Annotated in this window: 24 protein-coding genes; 5 read left to right on the forward strand and 19 right to left on the reverse strand. The window is 42.8% G+C overall.

The genetic code is table 11. The features are described 5' to 3' along the window. Positions 1-172 precede the first annotated feature (172 nt). The 11 genes from VFA52_02825 to VFA52_02875 all read right to left on the reverse strand — a co-directional run bounded on the left by VFA52_02825 (position 173) and on the right by VFA52_02875 (position 10956). On the reverse strand, positions 173-877 hold the full coding sequence (locus VFA52_02825) for a hypothetical protein (GenBank protein ID HZS43126.1): 705 nt from the start codon (positions 875-877) through the stop codon (positions 173-175). A gap of 134 nt (positions 878-1011) precedes the next feature. Then, the gene (locus VFA52_02830) at positions 1012-1599 is read right to left on the reverse strand and encodes a hypothetical protein (GenBank protein ID HZS43127.1); all 588 of its coding nucleotides are present in this window, start codon (positions 1597-1599) and stop codon (positions 1012-1014) included. Positions 1600-1662: 63 nt separating this feature from the next. Beyond that, on the reverse strand, positions 1663-1878 hold the full coding sequence (locus VFA52_02835; protein HZS43128.1) for a hypothetical protein: 216 nt from the start codon (positions 1876-1878) through the stop codon (positions 1663-1665). Between the two features lie 108 nt (positions 1879-1986). Beyond that, positions 1987-2406, reverse strand: a complete 420-nt coding sequence (gene rplL / locus VFA52_02840) for a 50S ribosomal protein L7/L12 (GenBank protein ID HZS43129.1) — start codon at positions 2404-2406, stop codon at positions 1987-1989. Positions 2407-2410: 4 nt separating this feature from the next. After that, positions 2411-2902: a 50S ribosomal protein L10 gene (gene rplJ / locus VFA52_02845; GenBank protein HZS43130.1), complete on the reverse strand. Its 492-nt coding sequence runs from the start codon at positions 2900-2902 to the stop codon at positions 2411-2413. Positions 2903-3095: 193 nt separating this feature from the next. After that, entirely contained in the window at positions 3096-3641 is a 546-nt protein-coding gene (locus VFA52_02850; protein HZS43131.1) for a DUF1360 domain-containing protein, read from the reverse strand. Between the two features lie 36 nt (positions 3642-3677). Continuing rightward, positions 3678-4115: a hypothetical protein gene (locus VFA52_02855; GenBank protein HZS43132.1), complete on the reverse strand. Its 438-nt coding sequence runs from the start codon at positions 4113-4115 to the stop codon at positions 3678-3680. After that, positions 4112-7369 carry a right-handed parallel beta-helix repeat-containing protein gene (locus tag VFA52_02860; protein HZS43133.1) on the reverse strand — a complete coding sequence of 1086 codons (3258 nt, stop codon included), beginning with the start codon at positions 7367-7369 and terminating at the stop codon, positions 4112-4114. Before VFA52_02860 ends, VFA52_02855 begins: the two co-directional genes overlap by 4 nt. A 115-nt stretch (positions 7370-7484) precedes the next feature. After that, positions 7485-7628, reverse strand: coding sequence for a hypothetical protein (locus VFA52_02865; GenBank protein HZS43134.1), 144 nt, complete (start codon positions 7626-7628; stop codon positions 7485-7487). Positions 7629-7728: 100 nt separating this feature from the next. After that, positions 7729-9594 carry a peptidoglycan-binding protein gene (locus VFA52_02870; GenBank protein ID HZS43135.1) on the reverse strand — a complete coding sequence of 622 codons (1866 nt, stop codon included), beginning with the start codon at positions 9592-9594 and terminating at the stop codon, positions 7729-7731. Between the two features lie 558 nt (positions 9595-10152). Continuing rightward, positions 10153-10956: a DeoR family transcriptional regulator gene (locus VFA52_02875; GenBank protein HZS43136.1), complete on the reverse strand. Its 804-nt coding sequence runs from the start codon at positions 10954-10956 to the stop codon at positions 10153-10155. 266 nt (positions 10957-11222) lie between these two features. Between VFA52_02875 and VFA52_02880 the strand changes: the two genes are divergently transcribed. The 3 genes from VFA52_02880 to recA all read left to right on the forward strand — a co-directional run bounded on the left by VFA52_02880 (position 11223) and on the right by recA (position 14978). Then, the gene (locus VFA52_02880; GenBank protein ID HZS43137.1) at positions 11223-13415 is read left to right on the forward strand and encodes a DNA translocase FtsK 4TM domain-containing protein; all 2193 of its coding nucleotides are present in this window, start codon (positions 11223-11225) and stop codon (positions 13413-13415) included. A gap of 11 nt (positions 13416-13426) precedes the next feature. Next, on the forward strand, positions 13427-13870 hold the full coding sequence (locus VFA52_02885; protein ID HZS43138.1) for a hypothetical protein: 444 nt from the start codon (positions 13427-13429) through the stop codon (positions 13868-13870). A gap of 79 nt (positions 13871-13949) precedes the next feature. Beyond that, entirely contained in the window at positions 13950-14978 is a 1029-nt protein-coding gene (gene recA, locus VFA52_02890) for a recombinase RecA (protein ID HZS43139.1), read from the forward strand. A 17-nt stretch (positions 14979-14995) separates the two neighbouring features. Here the strand turns inward: recA and VFA52_02895 are convergent, their stop codons facing one another. Next, positions 14996-15583: a DedA family protein gene (locus VFA52_02895; GenBank protein ID HZS43140.1), complete on the reverse strand. Its 588-nt coding sequence runs from the start codon at positions 15581-15583 to the stop codon at positions 14996-14998. Positions 15584-15695: 112 nt separating this feature from the next. On the opposite strand from VFA52_02895, the gene VFA52_02900 reads away from it, so the two are divergent. Further along, positions 15696-16289, forward strand: a complete 594-nt coding sequence (locus VFA52_02900) for a hypothetical protein (protein ID HZS43141.1) — start codon at positions 15696-15698, stop codon at positions 16287-16289. 23 nt (positions 16290-16312) lie between these two features. Here the strand turns inward: VFA52_02900 and rpsR are convergent, their stop codons facing one another. The 4 genes from rpsR to VFA52_02920 all read right to left on the reverse strand — a co-directional run bounded on the left by rpsR (position 16313) and on the right by VFA52_02920 (position 18354). Then, positions 16313-16513, reverse strand: coding sequence for a 30S ribosomal protein S18 (rpsR, locus tag VFA52_02905; GenBank protein HZS43142.1), 201 nt, complete (start codon positions 16511-16513; stop codon positions 16313-16315). Between the two features lie 27 nt (positions 16514-16540). After that, complete coding sequence (locus tag VFA52_02910) at positions 16541-16996, reverse strand: single-stranded DNA-binding protein (GenBank protein ID HZS43143.1); 456 nt, start codon at positions 16994-16996, stop codon at positions 16541-16543. A 1-nt stretch (position 16997) separates the two neighbouring features. Continuing rightward, positions 16998-17519, reverse strand: coding sequence for a 30S ribosomal protein S6 (rpsF, locus tag VFA52_02915; GenBank protein ID HZS43144.1), 522 nt, complete (start codon positions 17517-17519; stop codon positions 16998-17000). Positions 17520-17589: 70 nt separating this feature from the next. Then, complete coding sequence (locus VFA52_02920) at positions 17590-18354, reverse strand: TatD family hydrolase (GenBank protein ID HZS43145.1); 765 nt, start codon at positions 18352-18354, stop codon at positions 17590-17592. Between the two features lie 52 nt (positions 18355-18406). On the opposite strand from VFA52_02920, the gene VFA52_02925 reads away from it, so the two are divergent. Continuing rightward, entirely contained in the window at positions 18407-18853 is a 447-nt protein-coding gene (locus tag VFA52_02925) for an NlpC/P60 family protein (GenBank protein HZS43146.1), read from the forward strand. Between the two features lie 11 nt (positions 18854-18864). Here the strand turns inward: VFA52_02925 and metG are convergent, their stop codons facing one another. From metG to VFA52_02940, 3 genes are all read right to left on the reverse strand, one after another. Further along, positions 18865-20295, reverse strand: coding sequence for a methionine--tRNA ligase (metG, locus tag VFA52_02930; GenBank protein ID HZS43147.1), 1431 nt, complete (start codon positions 20293-20295; stop codon positions 18865-18867). A gap of 14 nt (positions 20296-20309) precedes the next feature. Then, positions 20310-21389: an AI-2E family transporter gene (locus tag VFA52_02935; GenBank protein ID HZS43148.1), complete on the reverse strand. Its 1080-nt coding sequence runs from the start codon at positions 21387-21389 to the stop codon at positions 20310-20312. A 78-nt stretch (positions 21390-21467) separates the two neighbouring features. Continuing rightward, on the reverse strand, positions 21468-22745 hold the full coding sequence (locus tag VFA52_02940) for a pitrilysin family protein (protein ID HZS43149.1): 1278 nt from the start codon (positions 22743-22745) through the stop codon (positions 21468-21470). Between the last annotated feature and the right edge of the window lie 97 nt (positions 22746-22842).

The following is a 22842-nucleotide window of genomic DNA, read 5'->3' on the forward strand; positions in this document are numbered from 1 at the left end:
TGTCAAATAAGGCTATATTGAGCCTTTTTAATAAAAGAGCGGCCCGCTTCGCGGGCCGCTCTTTTATATACTCCTAGTGAAACAAAACGGTTATTCTAAATGGTCTGGCCGACCTTAAATAGAATCAGCCGGAGATCCGAGGACCTTTAAAATAACTGTTTTGTGGAACCTCTTATGCTCCCATGCCGTTATTTCGATCCGAAATCTCATTTCTAACTTTATCAATGTATCGAGCTGCCGCATCCTGACCTCCGAGGCCGAAAGCCAAACCGAAAGCCAAAGACAGAGCCACCACTACTCCCATAAAGAGAGTCTGGATTAAGGAAACTGCGATACCAAGCTGCACCAAAGCGGTCAGAATGGCAAAGATCCAGATAGCCCACTTGGCAATGCTGCCAAGAAGATTGGCGTGACTAAGACGAGCTGCTTTAGCGGAAGCGGAAACAATTCTCTGAACTGCCTGTGCGATGACAACGGCCACCAAAAGAATTAAGACGGCCACGATCACTTGCGGCAAGTAATTCAACACCACGTTCTTCAGGAAGTCAGTCACTTGAGTCAAGCCTAGAACCTCAAATGAAGCCAAGAGGAAGACAACAATGATGAACCATTTAATCAATCCTCCGACAAAAGCACCTGAATTAAGAAGAATGCCCCCTCGATTCAGAGTATTTTCTACTCCGGCACTTCGAAGAGCGTTATCAATTTTCATCGCTCGGAAAGCTTCTCGGACTAACTTATCAATGAAGACTCCGATCAACCAGCCGATGACAAAAATGACAATGGCGATAATAATGTTCGGGATGAAGCTAACGATGCCGTACCAAAGATTGGTAAAGGACGCCACTAAAACGTCACCCCAGGTATTTGTAACCATATTTTTAATAATTAATCATAAATTTAGATAGAAGGGGTCGACCGCCCTTCCCTAGCGTTCTACTTATAATTATACCCCTTTAATTCTATGGCAAAAAGCCCTGAATTCGAATGTCGGACAATGAAATGTACTTATTAGGAGAGATTCCCAAACTTATCCAGAAGTACCTTGTGAGGATAGTCCAGAATGTCCCGCAGCAATTTATCCCCAAAATTAAGACGATATTGGAATTCCGAAGTCTCCAAAGCCACGTATTTCATCTCTTTGCCGATTTCAGCCTCCAATTTTTTCATAATATTTTCCAGAGCCCGGCCTTTGATCCGGTCTGCCACAACTAAAAGATCGGCTCGGCTGTCCCAATCCTGAATAAAGACTCCGGCGACAACTACTACTTTCAAGCGGCCAATTTTAGAAAACTTTTTTAAAACGGAGTCCGGATCAATCGAATCGGTATGGATTAAGAGATTTTGGAGAGGAGCCAAATGAGGAAATTCCGGATTAAGATACCAGCCTTTGATGCGTCGTTTTTTTACTTTGAGAGACTTCCGCTTAATCAAAGAAGATTTCTCTAGGCTGTTAATTTCCCTTTTGACTATAGGCAGTCTTAATTTAGTTCTAATGGCAGCCTCTTTGGTTTCAAAAATATTGTTGGGGTTAAACAAAAAGAGCCGCATCAATTTCACCCGAGCTTCGGTGCCGAAGAGGTTGGAGAGAATATCCATATCTTTATGATACTGAAAACTCCCCAGAACACAAAGGTGTTTTGCACAAATTAAAAACCTCGACTAGCGAGGTTGGTGATACGGGTCATGAGAAATTCGATGTTTTAATTCCCAAACCCGCAGAGCAGCTAAAAGAAGAGCCTTGGTGCGTGTTAGGCTGCCTGCGGCGGCCAAGTGGGGCGTTTCAGCAGCAGTTTTGGATTCTGAAGAACATTTCATTTTTCTTGACTTTCGGATTCGTACTTTAGCCGGCTCGCTTTCAGGAAATTTAGATTTCATTCTAATAGAATGTATTAGCAAATTAGAAAGAGATTTGCAAACCGATAATCTTAAAAAGAAAAGGCGCCGTGCGGCGCCTTTTGCTTTTTCTGATTACTTTGAAAAAACTTACTTCAATTCTACCTTTCCTCCGGCTTCCTCAATTTTCTTCTTTACTTCTTCCGCTTCTTCCTTTTTCATTCCCTCCTTAAGAAGGGCTGGGGCGGCATCTACCAAATCTTTCGCTTCTTTGAGACCTAGAGTAAGCACTTCTTTCACCACCTTAATAACAGCGATTTTATTAGCTCCGCCATCGGCCAGATGAACGTTGAAGGTGCTCTTCTCTTCCGCTGGAGCGGCGCCCGCAGCGGGGCCGGCCACAGCTACTGCTTGAGCCGAGACTCCGAATTTCTTCTCCAAGAATTTTACTAATTCATGAAGTTCCAATACAGTCATCTTCTCGACGCTTTCTACTAAAGATTTAAACTGAGCAGGAGTTTCTACTTTCTCTTCGGTAGCAACTGCTGCATTTTTATTTTCGTCTGCCATAGTTTTATGATTGTTTTTTATCGGCGATTGCATTCAAGGATACGACTAATCCGGCAATCGGTGAGTTAATAATATTTACGAACTGAGCATAGAGAGTTTGAAGCGGCGGAATGGAAGCAATGGAAAGCATTTCTTCTTTGCCTTTGTATTTCCCTTCAAAGATGCCGCCAAGAATAGAGAGTTTCTGATCAAATTTCTTCTGAAATTCATAAATTTCTCGAGCCGGCGACAGTAAGTCGTCGCCGAAGGCAAGTCCTAATTCCCCTTCTAACAATGGCATTTCCCCTTCAAATTTCTCTCCTTCCAAAGCCTTCTTAGTCAGCGTTTTCTTGGCCACCATATAATTGACTCCTTTACTTCGGAGTTCTCGGCGCACGGCCGTTGAGTCAGCCACGCCAAGACCGTGAAAGTTTACAAAGACTACTGACTTGGCGGTTTTGACCGCATCAGTCACCTTCTTTAAAATCTCCTGCTTTTTATTTTTTGAGATAGGCATTTTATTTCAGCTTATAGCTATTCTCGACCTTAAGGCTCCAACAAAAAATCCGCGAAGGCGCGGAATTGAGAAGCAAAAACCTGCGGTTTTTGCCTTTACCTCGAGAGGGCTTATCTGGTTTTCTCTCCATCGCCTCTTGTCTTTGGCCTTGTAAAAATTAGTATAGTCAAAAAAGAAAATGTGTCAATTATTATTATTTTCCCATTCTTTCATTCTCTTTCTCTTTCTCTTTCTCTTTCTCTAAGATTTCATATTTATTACCAGCCACATTAGCGCAAAGTTGAATAAAGGAGGCGACTCCAGAAAGAGCCAAGAGTAAAAGAACGATATAAGTAACCGGAGATAAGTAATACAAAAATAGCGCAATCATAGTCGTCCACCAACCAGTACACCAGACACACTCAATGGTCTCGGCAATAGCGCGGCGAATTCCGGGCTTGACACGAGTCTTGACAACCATCTTCTCCCCGCCTTCCACTGCCTCAACGATAGTCTTGTCGTATTGAAAGAGTTCCCGCTTCCAGCGCAAAATCTTGTCATAAGTTGCACCTCGAATCATCCGGAAACTCGCGAGCGCCACGAGCACTGCTCCCGAAAAAGTAATAGTTCGGGGCAGGCTGCCGTTTACTTTAATTAAAATCCAACCAAGAATAATGGCCACGATCAAAAAGGCGCCGCCGGGGATGAGCATGTTATAGAAAATCTGCCTATCCTCTCCTTGAGATACTTTATTTTCCATACCTTAATTATAGCTCAAATAAATGAATAAATTCAGCTATTTAGACGCCGGATTTTGAAGAATCTTTCGGTTTTGCCAATAGGCTGCCGTCAGCATTATTAGCACAAATAAGAATAATGATATCCCCAGATAAACCAATCCCGGATCAAAGCAGATGGCCCAGCAGCCGGTTTGTTGGTGGTAGGCGTAATATAGGAAGCCGGCTAAGGGAAGATAAATTAGAGTTCCGATTAAAATTTTTGCCCGAAAAACCCTAGAGAATCTTGCCGTTAAAGTCATGGCTGTTAAGAAACCGCACAAACCGAGCAAGAAACAGACTTTTTGGATTAAGAGAATGGTTTTGGAGGGAAGTTCGTTAGAGTAAAACAAATTGTCGTAAAGGAAGCCGGTAGCAAGAATAATAACAATCAAGCCGAGAGTTACTGAAATCCAATAATTACTTCTTTTGGCTAACTGATGAAAAGATTCGTTCATGAATTTGAATTCAGGCTATCCAAAAGCTGATTGAGCAAATCGATTAAGGCTTGCGCGTCAGCTTTGGAAATTTTTTGATGTTTGCCATGTTTACTCATTTTTGCTTCAAGCGTGGCATTAAACGCCTTAATTTTCTTAGTAGCATTTTTAATTTTACCTTTATTAATTAATTTTAGTAAGTCATCGATTTTGTTTAAAATTTTACTGCGAAGGTTTTCCGAAATATCCAAACTTAAAACAAGTTTTCTAATTAATGTTAAGTAATAAGCGGGATCAATTTCGGTAGAGGCTGTGCTGCTCGCATCTATTATCCCGTCACCGTCCTCATCAATCAGTAGGACTGGAGGAGATGATGGAGAGGAAGTCGAGGAAATTACCAATTCGGCGCTAGTCATCGGCGTCACCGGAAGATCAGCGAAAAGATTGTCTATAATTTGGGTGTCGCCGTCGAACTTTCGTTCCTCTAGAGTAAAACTACCTACATCTAAACCGCTTAACTTGAAACGATAATCTCCGTCCGGCAGATCAAGATATTTCCCTTCCCCATTTTCCTGATAAGAGCTGTTTGGAATATTTTCCTCCGTAAATTGAAGATCGGTAGAAGGGCTGCTAGAGCTAGTAAGTCCGGTGTGATTACCGAATGCGTCATAGGCGTCAATAGAAACTGGAGAATGAACACTTATTTCCAGATTGGAGCTGTTATTAGACGTTGGTTTGTTAAGAGAAATATAGCTCGGCAAAGAGGATGTTCCCTTAATCAGGTTGGCAATTAATTCCTCCACCGGTTTGGTTTCCAGAAGAAAGGCGTGACTGGCATTTTGTTTATTATTGGAGTTGTAATCTCTGACATTCATATAAAGCTTGGTGCCTGTCTCACTAACGCTGTCACTAACCACCGTTCCATCGCCATCCATAGTTTTTATTAACTGATGATCCAACTCGTAACTACAAGGAATAATCGCCAGAAGACAATGCTCTTTACCTAAGTATTCCAGACCATTGGTAGTATTGATGCCCCAACCGGCAACCTCTACCACCTGAAGACCTGTCGGAGGAGTCCAGTTATCAAGCTGGCTATGAACGGTTTTGGCACTTGATAAAAGACCGGGGTTCAAAACGTTTGGATCTGAAATATCAAATTCAGATGGTTTACTTCGACCGTCTTTTGCCAGAAGAAAACTGGAGAGGTTCGAGAGATTATTAATATTGTTGCCGTAAATTTTCCGAAAGTTATTTATTTTATTTACTGAGGCGTCAAACTGAACGACCGGGGTATTAGTTTTGTTAAAATATTTCTGATTTGGAAGAAGGTTGTAGGCCGCGGGCATATTCTCTCCCAAACTTCGAGCAGTGGATTTGCTTAGACCAATCGGTAAATTTTGTTCATCACCATGAAGCAATCCTCCGATGACTTGCGGAGTGCCAAGCTCCGGCGAAGCGACCATCACTAAACGATCTACCAAACCGGCTTTATTTTTCTTTTTCAGAAAATCAATTAAGGCTTTGGCTAGAAGACCGCCATTACTGTGAGCGACAATCGTTACTTGGTGGCTCTTGGAAGAGGAAGCTAGCCGATCAATTTCATCCGGAAGCGATATGTATTGATTATTGGCTAACTTAATTCCATTTACGATCAGATCATTGTAGTCGCGTCGCCAATCATACGGAACAGCTTCCCAAGCGTTTATAGTTCCCCCTGTCACCAGAGTATTCATAAAATCCGAGAATTTTTGATAAACATCTTTGTCAAATATTCCGAAGCCGACATTAGTTTTGTTGATAATATCCCGCGTATAAATACTTTGGTCGAGTGCCTCACCGTGACTATCCATTTTTAATTTGTCGGCGTCGGCGTTTCTATTCGGCTCCCAAAGCTGGTTTTCGGTCAAGAGTCCCCGATTATAAAGACGGCTGGCCTCCAGCCCCGGCAAGAAGAGAACATTTGAACCGCTGGTGATTGAAGCAGTAGAAGTAGCAGCGCCGGCAAACGGATCAGTGGAAAGCCATGGACTATAGAGAACATTATCCGAAACTTGGTTGCCTGAGCCCGAGGGATTGGAACTCTGGTTGAAAGGTCCGCTTTGATCTCCCCACCAGATATTTTGGGCGAGCAAGCTCGGACTACCAGTATAAATTAGACCGTTGTTGTTCTCTTGAATGCTGCTAGTGGAAACAACCAGAGAGGGATCGGCGAAGGAAAGGCCAGTCCCATTATTAATTATCTGACTATTGGTGAGATTGACTTGGCCGTTTAGGAATTCTTCAATGCCATTATTCTTAAAATGACTGATCGTGGAAGAAGAGATGTTTATTTTGCTGTCATTGTATATCATCAGGCCATCAGCTAAGCCCTTATCAACTAAACTATTTGTGAGATTAGCCTCAGAGGATTCATTTCGATAGATAAGGAGAGCCGAGAGGCCATTTAAATTGGAAAGCTTTGAATTACTTATAGAAAGTCCGCCATTATCGTAAGCAGTAATACTTCCCTGATAGGAAGTAGGGTTTATATTCTGAATAGTCGAACTAGAGATGGTAGCTTTCGAGTCATTAAAGACAAGAAAAGCCGATATGCCATTTATATTATTGATACTTGAGCTACCCAAAGTCAGGGCGCTGGAATTGTAGACAGAGAAACCGCCAGATGAGTTCTCCAGACTGGAATTATTAAAAGAAAGAGTGCTGCTCCCATATGAGGTAAAGGCTGCTCCGGAGATATTTTGAAATTGACTATTGTTTACGGATAATTGACTGCCGTTTAAAGTTAGGACGCCTGAGCTTGTAGCAAACTGAACATTTTGAAAATCTCCAAAGGAATGCAGAAGGAAAAATCCGGAATTAGAATATCTCACCATAATATTCCGTAAGGAAAAAGTGATTGGGCTTTCAATAAAAGAAATACCACCCCAATCTCCGGCGCTTGGATTGCCGGTTCCGGTGCGCCCTCCGACAGAATTGTCATTTATTGAAGTGAAATAAATTTTATTGGCGGAAGAACCAACAGCATCCAAACCGCCGGCAATAGTGAGACTCGCTCCCTGTCCGAATTTGACTATTGCTCCTGGCTCTATTACCAGCGTAGAACTAGCTGTTACGTAAAGAGGGCTGTTAACAAGGTAAGGACTTTCGGCCTTAGTCCAAGTAGTATTGACGTCGAGCGTACTACTTGAAACAACAGTGGAAGCCGACAAAGAAAACGGGAATAAAATTGCGGTTAATAAAACTAAAACTATCTTTTTAAATTGTTTTTTCATGCGGTCATTATTGCGAATGACCCGTGAAAAGATTTTAAATGATAGTTAAAATCTTCATGAAATATGAAGAAGGAGATGAAAAAGGGCGGCCGTCAATTGACGGCCGCCCTTTTTATTATTGATTGCTCTCTACGGTGCAACAGAGCTGACTTTCGGGAGAGACTGGCTGATAGCGACCAATGACTATAAACAGAGTGAAGCTAAAAAGCAGAATGATTAGGAAGATGGTAATGAATTTAAATGCGGTCTTATCAAACATAGCTTACTTTAATTCTAGCAAATAAAACAAAAAGCCGCCCTTTCGGGCGGCTTTTTGTGTCTATCAGCTCTTGATAAATCAAGTTCTGATCACAAGTAGACTAGGTTCGAGTGACTGGGTCTGTATGCCAGTTGTCAAAGCCCCAAGTCTGCTGGATGTTCTGGAATGCACCATTAACATCTTGAACAGTTGAAGAAGCTCGAGTGACATAGTAGACGTTCGTTCCAGCTGCGGTCTGAGTATCGTTTACCGTTAAGGTAATGTTATACGTCTGACCTTGAGCAAGAATGTTGTTTGTCGGTGTAGGTGAGATCACTACGCTCTTGTTTACAAGAGTCGTACTTGATGCATGTCTAGCAACGACATCGAAGTCACTTCCGTTAGCGGCGTAGGCGAAAGCCTGACCTGGGTAAGGAGTAGCAGTGAAGTGGAAGTTGACCTGAACAGCGGTGGTGTTACCACTGGTGTTGTTGGTCTTGGTGTAATCAGCTGATACGAACTGGAGGTTTGGTGTAGCTCCGAATTCGTACTGATTATTTCCTCTTACAACAGAGTTTGAAGTCTGCTGATTTCCATTGCTATTCTTGTAGGTCACTGAAGTTACCGTGGCGCTAGCAATAGTTCCTGAAGCGGATGTGGCTGGGAAGTCAGCTTTGATGCTGTAGACATTTCCACCATTAGTTGTACCGCTGTTGAACTGATCTAGGTTGTTGAAGGTAACTGTTGAAGAACCGCTAAGAACTGGTTGATACTGCAATCGGGTAGCTCCCTGGAAGAGAGTAACGCCGGTTGGAGGAGTACCGGTTCCGTTTGTCATGATGTTAGCCGTTACCTGGGTCAACTGAGTTGTACCCTGAGTGGTATTGGTGTTGAAGGCCAAGAGGGTCACAGGATTGTTCTGTGTACCAACTTTAGCATCAACGTAGTTAGTCAATGACAATGGGTTTGACTGATCAACACCGACAATCAAGGTTGAATTTCCTGGTTTGCTGAAGATTTGAACGACAGTCATTCCAGAAATATCAACGTAGTTTGAAGTGTTATTTACTCCTGTGTAGTAAAGCAATGAGGTAGCGCCATAACCACGGATGGTGATGGTTCGATTGGTATCGATGCTGCCTGCAGTGCTAAAGCTTACGGTCAAGAGCTTGGTTGTGTTAGCAGGTACCATGAAATTGATACCGCTAAGTCGCAAGTAGTAGTCAGTTGAAGAAGTACCGGTGACAAAATCAGCAGAGCTTACGTTTCGGTTGAGAAGAACGGTTGATCCATCCCAAATCTTAACGTTGTTGATGAAGTTGCCTGGGTTTTCTGTCTGACCGCTAGCATTGTCGTTCACATCGAGGTCAATTCGATCTACTCGAACTGAACCAAGCTGTGCTCGAAGCTGAAGTCCGTAGACTGGAACATCAACGTTCTGTTGAATGTTGCTGTTACCACCTGGAGGACCCTGAGTAACGGTTAATGTTCCGTCACTTGAGGTAGTTGTAGTACCTCCGACTGGAGTACAGGTGTATCCTGCTGGGCAGGTTACGCCAGTATTGTTTGGAGTACAGGTCATTCCTGCTGGGCAAGAAGTTGTACCGCCAGTGCTTGAACCCGTGAAGAGTTCAGGATGAGCAGCAATGTAAGCTCGAGTGATAGGACCGAAGTATCCAGCGGCTGGTGAAATATTCACGCTAGCCTGGAAAGCGGCCACAGCAGCTCGAGTAAGGGTGCCGAAGTATCCGAAAGCAACGCCAGCTGGCATTACTAGGAAACCGTGAGCAACCAACATTTGCTGAAGAGCGACAACGTCAGCTCCTCGACTACCTACTGTCAGGTTTGAACTGAAAGTGTAGGGAGCCGCAACTGTAGTTGTAGTGCTAGTAGTGGTAGTAGTCATGGTGTCGGCGCTCGCAATGGAGACAAACATCATGGCTAGAGCCAAGACTGCAACAACAACTTTCTTTGTGTTTGTTGACATAATAATTTGTTAATTGATAACTCTCTCCGGTTAATTAATACTAATGTTTTTAATTTGGAGAAAATTATCGTTACTAAACTTAACTTAATAACCGTTCTGCATAAATTTTCGACATGCAGAATTTGTATCCATTAAACGTGAACGTTCATCGCTCAATGAATACTAAACTAATCCTTTTGCTTCATTGATCGACACAAAGCAAATGGGAAGAGTTTCGAAATGAAGACCGAATTTCTTTCAGATCAATCGTGGGAGAACAAGGTCGTTCAGAAGTGTATTTTTACTACTTATTTAATTTTCAAAGTGCCAAGTCGATCTGTATGGGCAAATTCAAGTACGGAAAACCCCTAGATAGGAACGTTTCCCTAGCTCTAGGTAGATAAAGTATATGATTTTAAGCCCTTTATTGCAAACCAGAGTTTGTGGATAACCGCTTAAAATGACGTAACCTCTGCCTAAATATTACATTAAAATGAGGGATTTGGCAATTTAAAGACTTTTTAAGGATACGCGAGCTATAAAAAGTTTCTACCTGGTTTAAACAGACAAAGCCTAAATCTAAATTAAAGAATATTTACTCCAGCGTCGTTCCCCAACTTTTTTCAGTAGACCTTTCTCTACCATCTGACTAAGTTCGCGTTGAATAGTCTTCTCGCTGCAATTAGCAAAGGATTGGCTGATGTCCTTGATACTGAGATTGTTCTGTTTTCGCAACATCCCTAGAATCACAGCTTGTCTGTCAATAGTTTTGTCAATAGAAGGTTTTGTTAGAGAACTTTTGTCTTTTATCGGGGTCGAACGAAATTGTCCTTTAGCTTTTGTGCTTTTCATATGTTGAGCTTTGTCCTTTAGTTCGGCTTCCGACTTCAGATTGGAATCTAAATTCCAAGCAGCCGGTAATTGCTCGGTCTTAAACATCTCTTCGTCCAAGACAAAATTGCTAGGAACTTTTAAAGATTCTTCCCTACCCTCCACTAAAGAAATGAGGTTTTCAAACTCTTTTCTCAAAATCTTTCTATTGGTTTCAGAAATTAAACCTGACAAATTAGCCAGATCAAGAAAGCTAAGAATTTCCAGACTTGATTGAAATAAATTGTCTACGATACCTTTTCGGTCGCCGGAGTGTGCAATCGGCAACGCTAAACTGTCCTCTAGAATATGAGTAGCTTTCTCCCGGACATTCCACTTAAGCGGTTCTTGATCAGGAAAATGTTCACTTACCATATAGAGAGCGGCTGAGAGGCTCTTACATTTTTTATACAAAAAGACAAAATAGGCGTTGTTGTTGAAAAAGGCCAGTTTTTCAACGTTTAGGCTAAGTTCTTTAGGCTGATCATTTTGTTTGTCCTTTTGCGGTTCCATGTCCTTTTGAATGTCTTTTGAGTTAAAATGTCTTTTAGAATGGAAAAAATAATTGTCCTATTATATATAGGACAAGAGTTTTGTAAATAGTCTCCTTTTGGATTTGTCGATTAAGCAATTACGCTTCCGCTGGAGGTCAAAACGGGAACGCTCCAGCACAATTACTTAATCGACAAAGGCAATAGCTATTTCAAAACTGACTTGTCGGAGGAGAGGAGAGAAATCGTGATATTATAAGAGCATAAATTTACTTTTGTAGAGCTTCAATGGCTAAAAAGAAAAATAAGGAGAAGAAAGACAGTAACCTTAATATTTTGAAAAATCTGAAGAAAGAAACTGCTCACGGAGTTTGGGCTGTAGTTTTTATCGTCTTAGCCATTTTTTTTCTGCTTTCTTCTTTGGGCATTGGCGGTATTGCCGGAGTAAAGATTTGGGAATTATTCTCTTATCTTTTGGGGACAGTTGGCTATTTCTTAATTCCGTTAGTTCTCTGTCTTCTTGGCATTACTTTCTTCAGATCGGTTATGGAGAGATTTGCCCTAACTAGAATTATCGGCAGTCTTTTATTGTTTGTCTCCAGTCTAGGCCTTCTGAATTTAATCAAAGAAAACAGTGGCGGCGTGGTGGGCGGTTTAATCTCTACCCCTCTAATCAATCTGTTTGATACGTATGTCAGTTTTATCTTTTTGATAGCTCTCTTTCTTATTTCCCTATTCATTATTTTTGATACGACTTTAAGACGAGAGCATTTTTCTTTTTTGAATTTTCGCCAGAGATTAGGAAAAGATAAAGAAGAGGAGAAGGACCTAGTAATCAAGGCTTCCGATCTTTTTGCCGCAAGCGATGAGGATGAGAAAGAGGAGGAAGAAGAGAAGCCGGCTAAAGGAAAAAGTTTTTTTGGAAAGAAAGAGGTCAAGAATGACAATAAAGAAAATGAGCAGAAGATTGTGGGAATGACGAAGACGGAAGTGCCGAAAGATTTTGAGTTTTCGACAAAATCTTTCGGCACTTCCGGCAAGAAATTCGTCCCTCCTCCCCTCTCTATTCTAGAAACTGATCGCGGTAAACCTGGCGTGGGCGACATCAAAGCCAACGCCAACATCATCAAGCGCACTCTCCAAAACTTCGGCATTGATGTGGAGATGGATGAGATCTCAATTGGTCCTTCTATTACTCGATACGCTCTGAAACCGGCTGAGGGAGTAAAACTTTCAAGAATTATTGGTCTACAAAACAATCTAGCTCTGGCCCTGGCCGCACATCCCATCCGCATCGAAGCTCCCATCCCCGGCAAATCACTGGTCGGAATTGAAATTCCAAACAGCGTTAAAACAACAGTTGGTTTAGGCTCCCTTCTGGCGAACGAGGAGTTCCAAAATTCTGACAAACCTCTGCTAGTCTCTCTTGGCAAAGGTATTTCCGGCAAATCCTATTTTGATAATGTGGCCAAGATGCCGCACTGTTTGATTGCTGGAGCTACCGGCTCCGGAAAATCGGTGACTATTCACGCCCTTATCGCTTCTCTGCTTTTTCGAAATTCCCCGGAAAACCTTCGCTTTATCATGATTGATCCAAAAAGAGTGGAGTTAACTCTCTATAATGGGATTCCTCACCTTCTTACTCCAGTAATTACAGACGCCAAGAAAGCTATTCTTTCCTTAAAATGGGCCGCCAAAGAAATGGACCGACGCTACGACATCTTAGAAAAGGAGTCGGTTCGTGACATCCAGTCCTATCACAAAAATATTAAAGGCGGTGAAACAATGCCCTACATCGTCATTATTATTGATGAGCTCGCCGATATCATGACTACTTACCCGCGAGAACTCGAATCGGCCATTGTCCGACTGGCCCAGATGAGTCGCGCCGTTGGTATTCATTTGATGCTTTCTACTCAGCGCCCTTCCGTAAACGTCATCACCGGTTTAATTAAAGCGAACATTCCGGCTCGTATTGCTCTCCAAGTGGCTTCCCAGATTGACTCGCGAACCATTCTTGATGGACCCGGCGCCGAGAAATTATTAGGCGCCGGCGATATGCTCTACCTCTCCGGCGAGATGTCCATGCCACAGCGAATTCAATCGGCTTATATCACTGAAGGCGAAGTGAAGAAACTGGTGAAATATTTGAAAGATAATTATAAGGATGAGTTGCCGTCAGAAATTAATCTCTCTGGCGATAAAGCTGGTGAAAGCGCCACTAAAGATCCAGTCTTCGATTCCGGATTTGCCAATGATGAGCCCGGAGATGATGACGACCTCTATGAGGAGGCGCGAGAAATCGTGGTTCATGCCGGCAAAGCCTCCACTTCCTATCTTCAGCGAAAGCTCCGAATCGGTTACGCGCGAGCCGCTCGTTTAATAGACATGCTTGAGGAACGCGGAGTCATCAGTGCCGGCGAAGGTGCCAAACCTCGCCAAGTAATTGGCTACGCCGATAATCCAACCACTGAAGAATAGTCGCGAATTCGATGCAACGTGACGCCAAACATCTCTTTCGGACTAGTGTAGTTGTTTTACTTTTCATTATCATTCTTTCCTACGCTTTTTTTCAGGCCAGAAAGATCCTTGAGGGACCGGAAATTATCATCAATAATCCGAAAAACGGTCAGACTGTTACAGACTCTTTCCTTTCTATTGATGGAGTAGCTAAAAATATTAATGCCATCAGCCTTGACGATCGGCCCATCTTCATTGACGAGGCCGGCAACTTTCACGAAAAATTGCTCCTCTATCCGGGCTATAATATAATGAAATTTGAAGCCAGAGATAAATTCGGCAAGGATAAGATCGTGATGTTGGAAGTGAATTATCGAGCGCCAGCAGCCGAGTTGGTGCCTACAAGTGCCTCCACAACTCTCCCTACCTCATCGAGCTCTGCAACAACTACTGTAGCCACTTCGTCTAAAATTTAAGGGGTAAGCCTCTCAATTTAGAAAAATTTGAGGAAAAATTTATGATTTTTATTTAATAATGACAAAATAACTAAAACCTATGGCACTTAAGAAAAAGGACAAGGAACCGAAGGAGGAAAAGACGGTGGGCGGAGTTAATATTGAAGATACATTGCGACAGATTCGGACCAAATTCGGTGAGGAAGCCATTATGAAGCTCGGAGAAAAACCGAGAGTGGATGTAAATGCCATTCCAACCGGGTCAATTGGTTTGGACGCCGCCTTAGGAGTCGGCGGCTTACCGCGCGGCCGTATTATTGAAATTTTCGGACCAGAGTCTTCGGGTAAGACTACCCTTTCTCTTCACGTTGTCGCAGAAGCTCAAAAACGCGGGGGTATTTGTGCTTTCGTAGATGCCGAACACGCCATGGATCCGGAGTATGCTAAGCGGCTGGGAGTGAAAATTGATGAACTTTTAATTTCCCAGCCGGACACAGGAGAGCAAGCACTTGAAATCGTGGAAAGCTTGGTACGCTCGGGCAAAATGGATGTCATTGTCATTGACTCGGTGGCCGCTCTTACTCCCAAGGACGAAATTGAAGGAGACATGGGTGCACATCATGTTGGAAAACAAGCGAGACTGATGTCGCAAGCTCTGCGAAAACTCACTAGCATCGTGGCCAAAAGTAAAACTATCGTCATCTTCATTAATCAGATTCGAATGCAGATCGGCGTGATGTTTGGCAATCCCGAAACTACTCCGGGCGGTAAAGCTTTGAAATTTTACACTTCAGTTCGTTTAGATATTCGTCGTATTGCCCAGATTAAAAAAGGAGATGAAGTGATGGGCGGGCGAGTGCGGGTGAAAGTGGTAAAGAATAAAGTGGCGGCCCCGTTTAAACAGACTGAATTTGACTTAATGTACAACGAGGGCATCTCCCGCGAGGGCGAAATCATTGCTCTCGGCGAGAAAATGAATTTGATTGATAAAAGCGGCAGTTCTTACGCTTACGGGCAGGTAAAACTTGGCCGCGGCTATGACGCCACCCGCCAATTCCTAAAAGAAAATAAAAAAGTGACAGAGGAAATTCTGAAAGAGATTAGGAAGAAATTGAAGGAGGAAGTTTAGTTCTTAGATGGCCGCCTTTAGGCGGCCATCTTTCTGTTCTTAATTACAAAAAATATTATTACTCCGAAAATAGCTAAAGCGGAGAAAATTAATCCCCCATAATGAATATACTGACCGAAAAGCTGATAACTCTCACCGTAGTAATAACCGATAAAAACCAACGCACCCGTTTTTAAAAGACTAACCGCCGTATTAATGCTAAAAAATTTCCAAAGCGGCATTCTGGTTACACCGGCCCCAATCATGGTCGGCCATCCGACTCCGTGACTAAGTTTGCCGATAGCGATAGTCTTGCCACCATGTTTTTCAAAATGGGAATCTATTTTTCCCAATCGCTCGGGAGTAAGGCCCAGCCATTTCAATTTTCGGACAAGACGACTCTCTCTTCCCCACCGACCAATGGAATAGTAAATAAAATCTCCCAAAAGATCGGCCGCCATGGCTAAAATGACAATCGGCCAAACGGCTAAATAGTGGGAGGGCAAGCTGGCTAGATAACTGGCAATAATGGTAGAAACCGGACCTTCCACAATAAAAACTGGAAATAAAATCAGGTATTTATATTTCACCACCAGAGCAATAAATTCGACCAGAGTAATATGCATCTTGTAATTATATATCCGATAGACAAATTTTAAGACCTCTGCTAAGCTAAAAATATCCGCGAAAGCGGATTTTATATTCTCATTATTTAATACTTAACTACGCACTATTGTTATGGCCATGCTCGAATACAACGAAATTACTGAGCGAAAATACATCATCTTGGATGATGAACCATGGGAAGTGCTTACTTCTCATGTCTTTCGCAAGCAGCAAAGAAAACCGGTCAACGCCACAAAGCTAAAGAATATGTTAACTGGACGAGTTACGGAGCATTCATTCCATGTTTCTGATAAAGCGGAAGAAGCGGATATTTCCAGCCGTAAAATTAAATATCTTTATACGAATAAAGGCGAATACTGGTTCTGCGAAGAGAAAGATCCTTCCAAGCGATTCAAACTGGAAGAAGAAATGCTCGGACCGCAAGTCAGATTTTTGAAACCAAACTCAATCGTAGATGCGCTTATCTTTACCGACGAAGACAACGAAGATGACGGGGGCAAGATTATCGGAGTAAAAGTGCCGATTACGGTAGATCTAAAAGTAACCGAAGCCTTTGATGCAGTTAAGGGAGACACCGCCACAGGCGGCAGCAAAACCGTCACTTTAGAGACCGGCGCCACTATTAACGTTCCATTGTTTGTAAAACAAGGAGACATTATCCGCATCAATACAGAGAATGCGGAATATCGAGAAAGAGTAAGTTAGGTCTTCTCTTCTCTTCTCTCAAGTCATCTTGCCACGAATGGCATTAGGCCCATAAAGCGAGCGCGTTTAATGGCGTTAGCTAATTTTCGTTGGTTTTTGGCGCTAATACCACTTCTTCGTCGAGAAAGAATGCGGCCATGCGGATTGATGAACTTTTTTAAAAGTTCCGTATCTTTGTAATCAAAGTAATTTATATTTTGGGCGTTAAAATTTTTATCTTGCATACTTTTACAACTTTATGAAGTTTATAACTAAAACGGTATATCCTCTGGATTAATTTCCTCTTCAGGATAATCGATGGTATCCATATTATCGGTTTTGGCGGGGGCCTGACTCTCATCGCCGCCCGCTGATTTTCCGGAATAAGGAGTTGTGGCACCGCCGCTTCTTGGTCCGAATTGTACTCGTTCAGCAATTATTTCCGTTCGATAATTCTTTTTGCCATCTGCTCCTTCCCATGAGCGAGTCTGCATCCGGCCTTCCACCATAGCAGAGCTGCCCTTCTTTAGATATTGAGCGGTGGTTTCAGCCTGTCGTCCGAAAACGACGATATTGTGATAATCTGTACTTTCCTGACGAGCTCCGTCCTTTTTCCAGACGCGATTGGTAGCCAGCGAGAAAGTTGTTACCTGCATACCGGAAGGCAGCGATTTCAATTCTGGATCGCGGGTGAGGTTTCCGTAGACGATGGCTTTGTTTAAATACATATTAAATCACTAATTCTTCAATGGTTTTATCTAGTTCCGCTTCGGAAATTGGTTTTTCGGCTTTTTCTTTCTCTTCCTTGTTTCGACGAGCTACTCGATTCGGATCGCTACGCAGATATGAAGGTCGAGGGGTGTAAAGAATATTTTCTCGAATAGTTTTTAGAATAATGAAGCGCAAAATGGAGTCAATATTTTCAACCGCCTTCTTAAGCTCGATGGCGACGGCAGAATCGGCTTCAAATTTAATCCAGCTGAAGTAAGCCCGATCATGAGTTTGTTTAACCGCTTTTACCGTTTTAGAAATTGAATACGCTAAGGGCCGCATCTTTGGAAAATCTTCGGAAAGAGGTTTACCTCCCTTCTCTTCGATCAAGGATTTTATTTTGCTGAATTCAGCGCCGACATTTTCAGCAGCTACGGTTGGCACAAGTAGAAAGCCGAGCTCGTAAATCCGAGCTTCGCCTTCGTCCTGATCCGATTCCTCAATTATTTGAGGTTCTTTAATTTGGGTATCTTCGGCCATTAGTCTAGAGAGATTATCATAGGGCATAATCTATTGCAAACTGGCCCTTTATGGGGATTTTAAGAAAAATTTAGCCTAATTTGAAGAGCTGATATGCGTTCTGAATTAGCTGTTTTTTGACCATTTCTGGGTCTTCTCCGCGAATCTCCGCCAGACTCTTGACCACCTCCTTGACATAAAGCGGCTCGTTGCGTTTGCCGCGATATGGCATCGGCGTCACAAACGGGCAATCGGTCTCCGACATAATCATATCAAGAGGCGCTTTCTTGATGACTTCATCATAATCGCGGGCAAAAGTAATAACTCCAGTAAAAGAAAGCCTGAAGCCTAAATCTAAAAACGATTTGGCAATTTCCCAGTCGCCGGCGAAAAAATGTAGGTCGGCGGCAACTTTCGCGTGCGACTTTAAAATCTCGTAAGCGTCTTTGTAAGCCTTTTCGCCTCGAATATGAAGCATTAACGGTTTCCCTACTTCATTGGCCAGCTCAATTTGTTTAATAAAAATTTCTTTTTGTCTTTCAATTGATTCCGGAGCGGAACGAAAATAATCCAGCCCGCACTCGCCGACCGCTACCACTTTTTCATTTTTCAAAAGTGTTCGGAATTCCGAATCGTGGAAATCTTCTTCGTTGTCCGTCGGATGCTGGCCGACAATGGCATAGACTCCACTTTCATATTGATTCGCCAATTCTGAAGCGGTCTTGGATGATTCAATATCCGTTCCGACGTTTATTATCCAGACATTTTCATCCAAGGCACGTTTGATGGTTTCCTTGCGATCACTTTCATAATCCGGAAAATTTAAATGAGCGTGAATGTCTATATATTCGGGCATATCGGTCAGTTTACCTGACAAATTCTTTCTTGTCTGCTAAAGTCAGCATCAGATGAATCGTGAACTTTTTGTAAGTACGGCCTTGAAATACGAAGGCTACCCTTGTTTATCAGCCGCAAAAAATCCAGGAAAAGGTTATGGTCCGGCAGGGTTTCATTGTTCTGGTTACATTATCTTCTTATTGAGAGAACTGGGGTTCCCCCTCCTCCCAAGCATTTTGACTGCCAGGCAACTTTTCGATCTTGTGGGAATTTTAGTACATGAAGAATGTGCCGAGAGAGGAGATTTAATCTTCTTCAGTCGTCATGGAAGATGGCCAACTCATGTCGGAATTCTCTTAGATGAAACCAGTTACCTCAGCTCCCCTGGAATAACGGACTCAGTAGTCTGCATCAGAGAAATTCCTCATTGCAGATTCAATAAAAAGCCGGGCATAATTTACGCCCAAAGTCCCATCGGATATAAACGTCTGTTTGCAGTGAGCCCTTCAGCGAAATGAAGGGTTTTTATTTAATCCTTCCTTATAAAGAGAGGTTTTTCGGGAGATTTGTTTATTTTAATCAATTCAATAATTTTTTCGGCGGTTTCGGGGAGGGTAGGATGCAACATCTTTGCCGCTTGATATAAGCCGGTTAGGAGTAGTTTTATATCAGTCAGCGCTTTTTCCTTATCGGTTTTAATAAGCTTAAACGGCTCTTTCTTTTGAATAAATTCATCCAAAAATGATATTTCCGTCCAGATAACATTCATTGCCTTATTTAATTCAAAATTATTCAGATAGTTAAAATACTCTTTTGGAATGACGGCGTTAGAAGCATCTGCGTAAGGTTCTGATAAATAAGTCTCGGCCATTTTCATAATACGAGAGACGAGATTGCCGAGGCCATTGGCTAAATTGGCGTTATAAGCGGTTTTGAATTTCTCCAAGCTAAAATCACTGTCTTCAAAAGGATTTACTTCGCGCAAGTAATAATAACGAAGAGCGTCAACCCCGTATTCTTTTACCAGACTGACGGGGTTAATAACGTTGCCCAAGCTTTTGGAGATTTTCTGTCCTTCAATATTGATAAAACCGTGAATGAAGATCTGCTTGGACGACGGCAGACCGGCCGACATTAACATCGCCTGCCACATGGCCGCCTGCATACGGATTTGGTCTTTGCCGGCGATTTGGAGGCCGGGCCAAAAATCGGAAAAATCCCCTTCGATTTTTGGCCAGCCAAGGGTTGAGATGTAGTTAATTAGGGCGTCAAACCAGACATACATTACGTGTGCCGAATCGTCCGGCACTGGAATACCCCACGGCATTTTGGAAGCCAGTCGGGAAATACTGAAGTCTTCCAATCCCCTTTCCACAAAGCGTTTGATTTCGTTGAAGCGAAAATCCGGCACGACAAAAGCCGGATTTTCACGGTAAAGCTTTAAGAGCGGCTCTTGATACTTGGAAAAGCGAAAAAAATAATTTTCCTCTTCGATAATTTCGATTTTCAGATTCGGGTGAAGCAGGCAATGACCATTTTCATCCAGTTCTGAATCGGTTTTTTCCAATTCACAGCCAACGCAATATTTGATCTTGTAAAACTTTTTATAGATGTCGCCCGCCTTATTGCAGCGGCGCCAAAACTCCTGCGCGGCGCTTTCGTGATGCGGATCTGTAGTCCGAATGAAATGAAGATCAGGGTACAAATTTAGAAGCGGTTGAAGTTCTCTAAACTTGGCGGCATATCGATCAACATATTTTTGCGGATCTTCTTTATTCTCCCGCGCCTTATCATATATTTTCTGGCCGTGTTCATCGGTGCCGGTGGTGAAAAAAACTTTATCCCCAATCAAATCATGGTAACGAGCCAAAACGTCGGCCTGCACAAACTCCAAAGCCGTGCCGATATGAGGTTCCGCGTTCACGTATGGTAGCGTGGTGGTAATGTAGAAATTTTTCATGAGAACTTACTCCGTTACTTAAGAGACTCCTCTTTCAATTTCGGATGTCTCTTGTGCTCAAGGTCATCCAAAAATTCCATTAGGGTCACGGAAATTGGAATAGAGAGAATAATGCCAAAAAATCCCGCGAGCTCCCCTCCGGCAATCAAGGCAATGATGACCAGAAGAGGCGGGATGCCAACAATTTTCCGCACTACTAACGGATAAATGAGATGAGCTTCAAACTGCTGGACAATGATATAAAGGCCGACGATCAAGAAGGCTAGGGTCCAGCCGCCCTGCAAATATCCTAAAAGAAAGGCCGGGATGCCCGCCATGGTCATGCCCACCACCGGAATGAGCTCAAAGACACCGGCCAAAATAGCCAACGTCAGCGGATGTTGAATGCCGAAAATGTTCAAACCGAGGAAAATCAAAATGGCCACAATCAAACCGAGAAGAAGCTGCCCCTGCATCCAACGGCCAATTTTAGTGCGAGCGCGCCGCCAAAGATTGATGACATATTTCTCGTGTGAAGGTGGGGTGACGATCCCGAGGAAATCGGCCACGCCGTCTTCTCTAACTGCCAGATAAAACGAGAGCACCACGATCAGAATGAAGCTGACCACTCCGCCGAAAATGCCGGAAATGGTGCTAAAGAACCCTGAAGAAAGGCCGGCGAAAGAAGAAGTGATGGTGTTAATGATACTGTCAATGGAAATACTTTGCGGAAGACCGGGTAAGGCCGAAGTAAAGTTGGCGAAGGCGTCGTTGTGGAAAGGATTGATTAGATCAATAGTTTTGACATATTGCGGCAAGTTGGTAAGAAGGCTGGCGGTTTCTGAAAGTAAAGGCGGAATAACAAAATAAAAAATGGAAATGAAAACTAAAATAATCAAAGCGTAAACTGTCAGAGTAGCCAAGGCTCGAGGAAATTTTCTTTTGACCAACCAGCTGGTACCGGGTTCGATAGCTGAGGCAATAGTGACGGCAACCAGAAGAATTAAAACTAATCCGCGTAAAAGAAAAAGAACCCAAGCCAGTACCAGAAAAAGGATGGTCTTAATGATAGTGCCGGAAGTAATATTGATAGTGATATTCGGAGTTTCTTTCATAAATAAATCATATCAGGATTTAGCCTCTTGGGGAAAGGCGTTCTCGATCGCTTTTGTCGGAATGAGGCCGGCGCCGTTTTAGCGGGCGCCGGTCACTTTTAACAAAGGCAGAAATTGTCTGGAATTTTTAACCGGGCCGGCCATTACTAAATTCATGCCGCTGTTCTGAAAAATTTCCTGCGCTACTTTCTGAATATCTTTGGCCGTTACTTTTTTAACAATATTGGCCCAATTTTTCGGGGTGATGATTTTTTCTTTGTAAATTTCCTGAAATCCAAAGTAATCGGCCAAATCATCTGACGATTCAAGACCGAGGAACATTCGCCCAATTCTGTAATCTTTGGCCTTTTTTAATTCAATCTCATCAAGTGGGTCAATTCTAATTTTTTTAATTTCTTCCAAGATTGCAGCTACCGCTTCCCTTTCCCGACCCTTGGCTACTCCGCAGGAGATAACGAAAGTGCCATGATCAATGGAAAAACGATTGCCGGCTGAAATGTAATAGCAGAGGCCTAAGTCCTCCCGCATTTTTTGAAAAAGACGCGAGCTCATTCCCCCACCCAAAACAGATCCGAGTATCAGGGCTTTTGACCATCTTTTATCAAATCGATTAAAGCTTCTAAAAGCCAGACGGATGTGAGTTTGATCACCTTTTGTATGATGTACTTTCAGTTGAGGGCGGCGCTGAGAAACAGTAGTTTTCTTTTTTCCTTTTTTAAGACCCTTAGAAATGGCCGAAAAAGCCTCTTCTACCGTGGGCAGAATTTTATTATCAACTCGGCCGGCTATCACCAAAACGGTGGCTTTGGAGACATAGTGATCCTTTCGGTATGAAATCAAGTCCTGGCGACTGAATTTTCGAACATTTTCCCGAGTGCCGGCTATTTCAAAACCGGCCGGCTGATCCGGATAAAGTAATTCGTAGAGAAGCCGCTCCGTCTTGTGCTGTGGCATTTCCTCATACATATTAATTTCTTCAACTACTACTCCTTTCTCTTTCTCAATCTCTTTTTCGGGGAAAGTGGAATTTAAATAAACATCCGAAACTATTTCCACTAATTTGGATAAATGACTCTGATGAGCTTTGGCGTAGTAGCCAGTGTATTCGCTGCCGGTAAAAGCGTTGCTCTCGGCCCCGATGCTATCAAGTTCATGAGAAATAATCTTAGCGGTCGGGCGCTTGAGAGTACCTTTGAAACACATATGCTCCAGAAAATGAGAAATACCATTATTCTTTTTATTTTCGTATTCCGAGCCAGCCTCCACCAAAACCATCACTGTCACGTTTTCAGTGTCTTTCATCGGCACTGTAATCACTCGCATACCATTTTTGAGAACTTTTCGATGGAATTTCATAGGAAATTAGAATACGGGAATAAAGAGAAAAAGTCTAGAAAGAAAAACCGCCCTTCTAATAATATAGATTTGGGCGGTTTTCAAAATGTTTGAATCA

This window comes from Candidatus Paceibacterota bacterium, from assembly GCA_035652395.1.
In the GTDB taxonomy this organism is placed as follows: Bacteria; Patescibacteriota; Minisyncoccia; order Phycocordibacterales; family CAJBRS01; genus JADGRH01.

Coding starts and splice junctions, on each gene's coding strand:
- VFA52_02830 (HZS43127.1), bottom strand. CDS start 1,599: ATGGATATTCTCTCCAACCTCTTCGGCACCGAAGCTCGGGTGAAATTG.
- VFA52_02860 (HZS43133.1), bottom strand. CDS start 7,369: ATGAAAAAACAATTTAAAAAGATAGTTTTAGTTTTATTAACCGCAATT.
- VFA52_02835 (HZS43128.1), bottom strand. CDS start 1,878: ATGAAATCTAAATTTCCTGAAAGCGAGCCGGCTAAAGTACGAATCCGA.
- VFA52_02855 (HZS43132.1), bottom strand. CDS start 4,115: ATGAACGAATCTTTTCATCAGTTAGCCAAAAGAAGTAATTATTGGATT.
- VFA52_02925 (HZS43146.1), top strand. CDS start 18,407: ATGAATCGTGAACTTTTTGTAAGTACGGCCTTGAAATACGAAGGCTAC.
- VFA52_02865 (HZS43134.1), bottom strand. CDS start 7,628: ATGTTTGATAAGACCGCATTTAAATTCATTACCATCTTCCTAATCATT.
- VFA52_02885 (HZS43138.1), top strand. CDS start 13,427: ATGCAACGTGACGCCAAACATCTCTTTCGGACTAGTGTAGTTGTTTTA.
- VFA52_02910 (HZS43143.1), bottom strand. CDS start 16,996: ATGTATTTAAACAAAGCCATCGTCTACGGAAACCTCACCCGCGATCCA.
- VFA52_02850 (HZS43131.1), bottom strand. CDS start 3,641: ATGGAAAATAAAGTATCTCAAGGAGAGGATAGGCAGATTTTCTATAAC.
- rpsR (HZS43142.1), bottom strand. CDS start 16,513: ATGCAAGATAAAAATTTTAACGCCCAAAATATAAATTACTTTGATTAC.
- VFA52_02880 (HZS43137.1), top strand. CDS start 11,223: ATGGCTAAAAAGAAAAATAAGGAGAAGAAAGACAGTAACCTTAATATT.
- recA (HZS43139.1), top strand. CDS start 13,950: ATGGCACTTAAGAAAAAGGACAAGGAACCGAAGGAGGAAAAGACGGTG.
- VFA52_02875 (HZS43136.1), bottom strand. CDS start 10,956: ATGGAACCGCAAAAGGACAAACAAAATGATCAGCCTAAAGAACTTAGC.
- VFA52_02935 (HZS43148.1), bottom strand. CDS start 21,389: ATGAAAGAAACTCCGAATATCACTATCAATATTACTTCCGGCACTATC.
- rplL (HZS43129.1), bottom strand. CDS start 2,406: ATGGCAGACGAAAATAAAAATGCAGCAGTTGCTACCGAAGAGAAAGTA.
- rplJ (HZS43130.1), bottom strand. CDS start 2,902: ATGCCTATCTCAAAAAATAAAAAGCAGGAGATTTTAAAGAAGGTGACT.
- VFA52_02895 (HZS43140.1), bottom strand. CDS start 15,583: ATGCATATTACTCTGGTCGAATTTATTGCTCTGGTGGTGAAATATAAA.
- rpsF (HZS43144.1), bottom strand. CDS start 17,519: ATGGCCGAAGATACCCAAATTAAAGAACCTCAAATAATTGAGGAATCG.
- VFA52_02940 (HZS43149.1), bottom strand. CDS start 22,745: ATGAAATTCCATCGAAAAGTTCTCAAAAATGGTATGCGAGTGATTACA.
- VFA52_02825 (HZS43126.1), bottom strand. CDS start 877: ATGGTTACAAATACCTGGGGTGACGTTTTAGTGGCGTCCTTTACCAAT.
- VFA52_02920 (HZS43145.1), bottom strand. CDS start 18,354: ATGCCCGAATATATAGACATTCACGCTCATTTAAATTTTCCGGATTAT.
- metG (HZS43147.1), bottom strand. CDS start 20,295: ATGAAAAATTTCTACATTACCACCACGCTACCATACGTGAACGCGGAA.
- VFA52_02900 (HZS43141.1), top strand. CDS start 15,696: ATGGCCATGCTCGAATACAACGAAATTACTGAGCGAAAATACATCATC.
- VFA52_02870 (HZS43135.1), bottom strand. CDS start 9,594: ATGTCAACAAACACAAAGAAAGTTGTTGTTGCAGTCTTGGCTCTAGCC.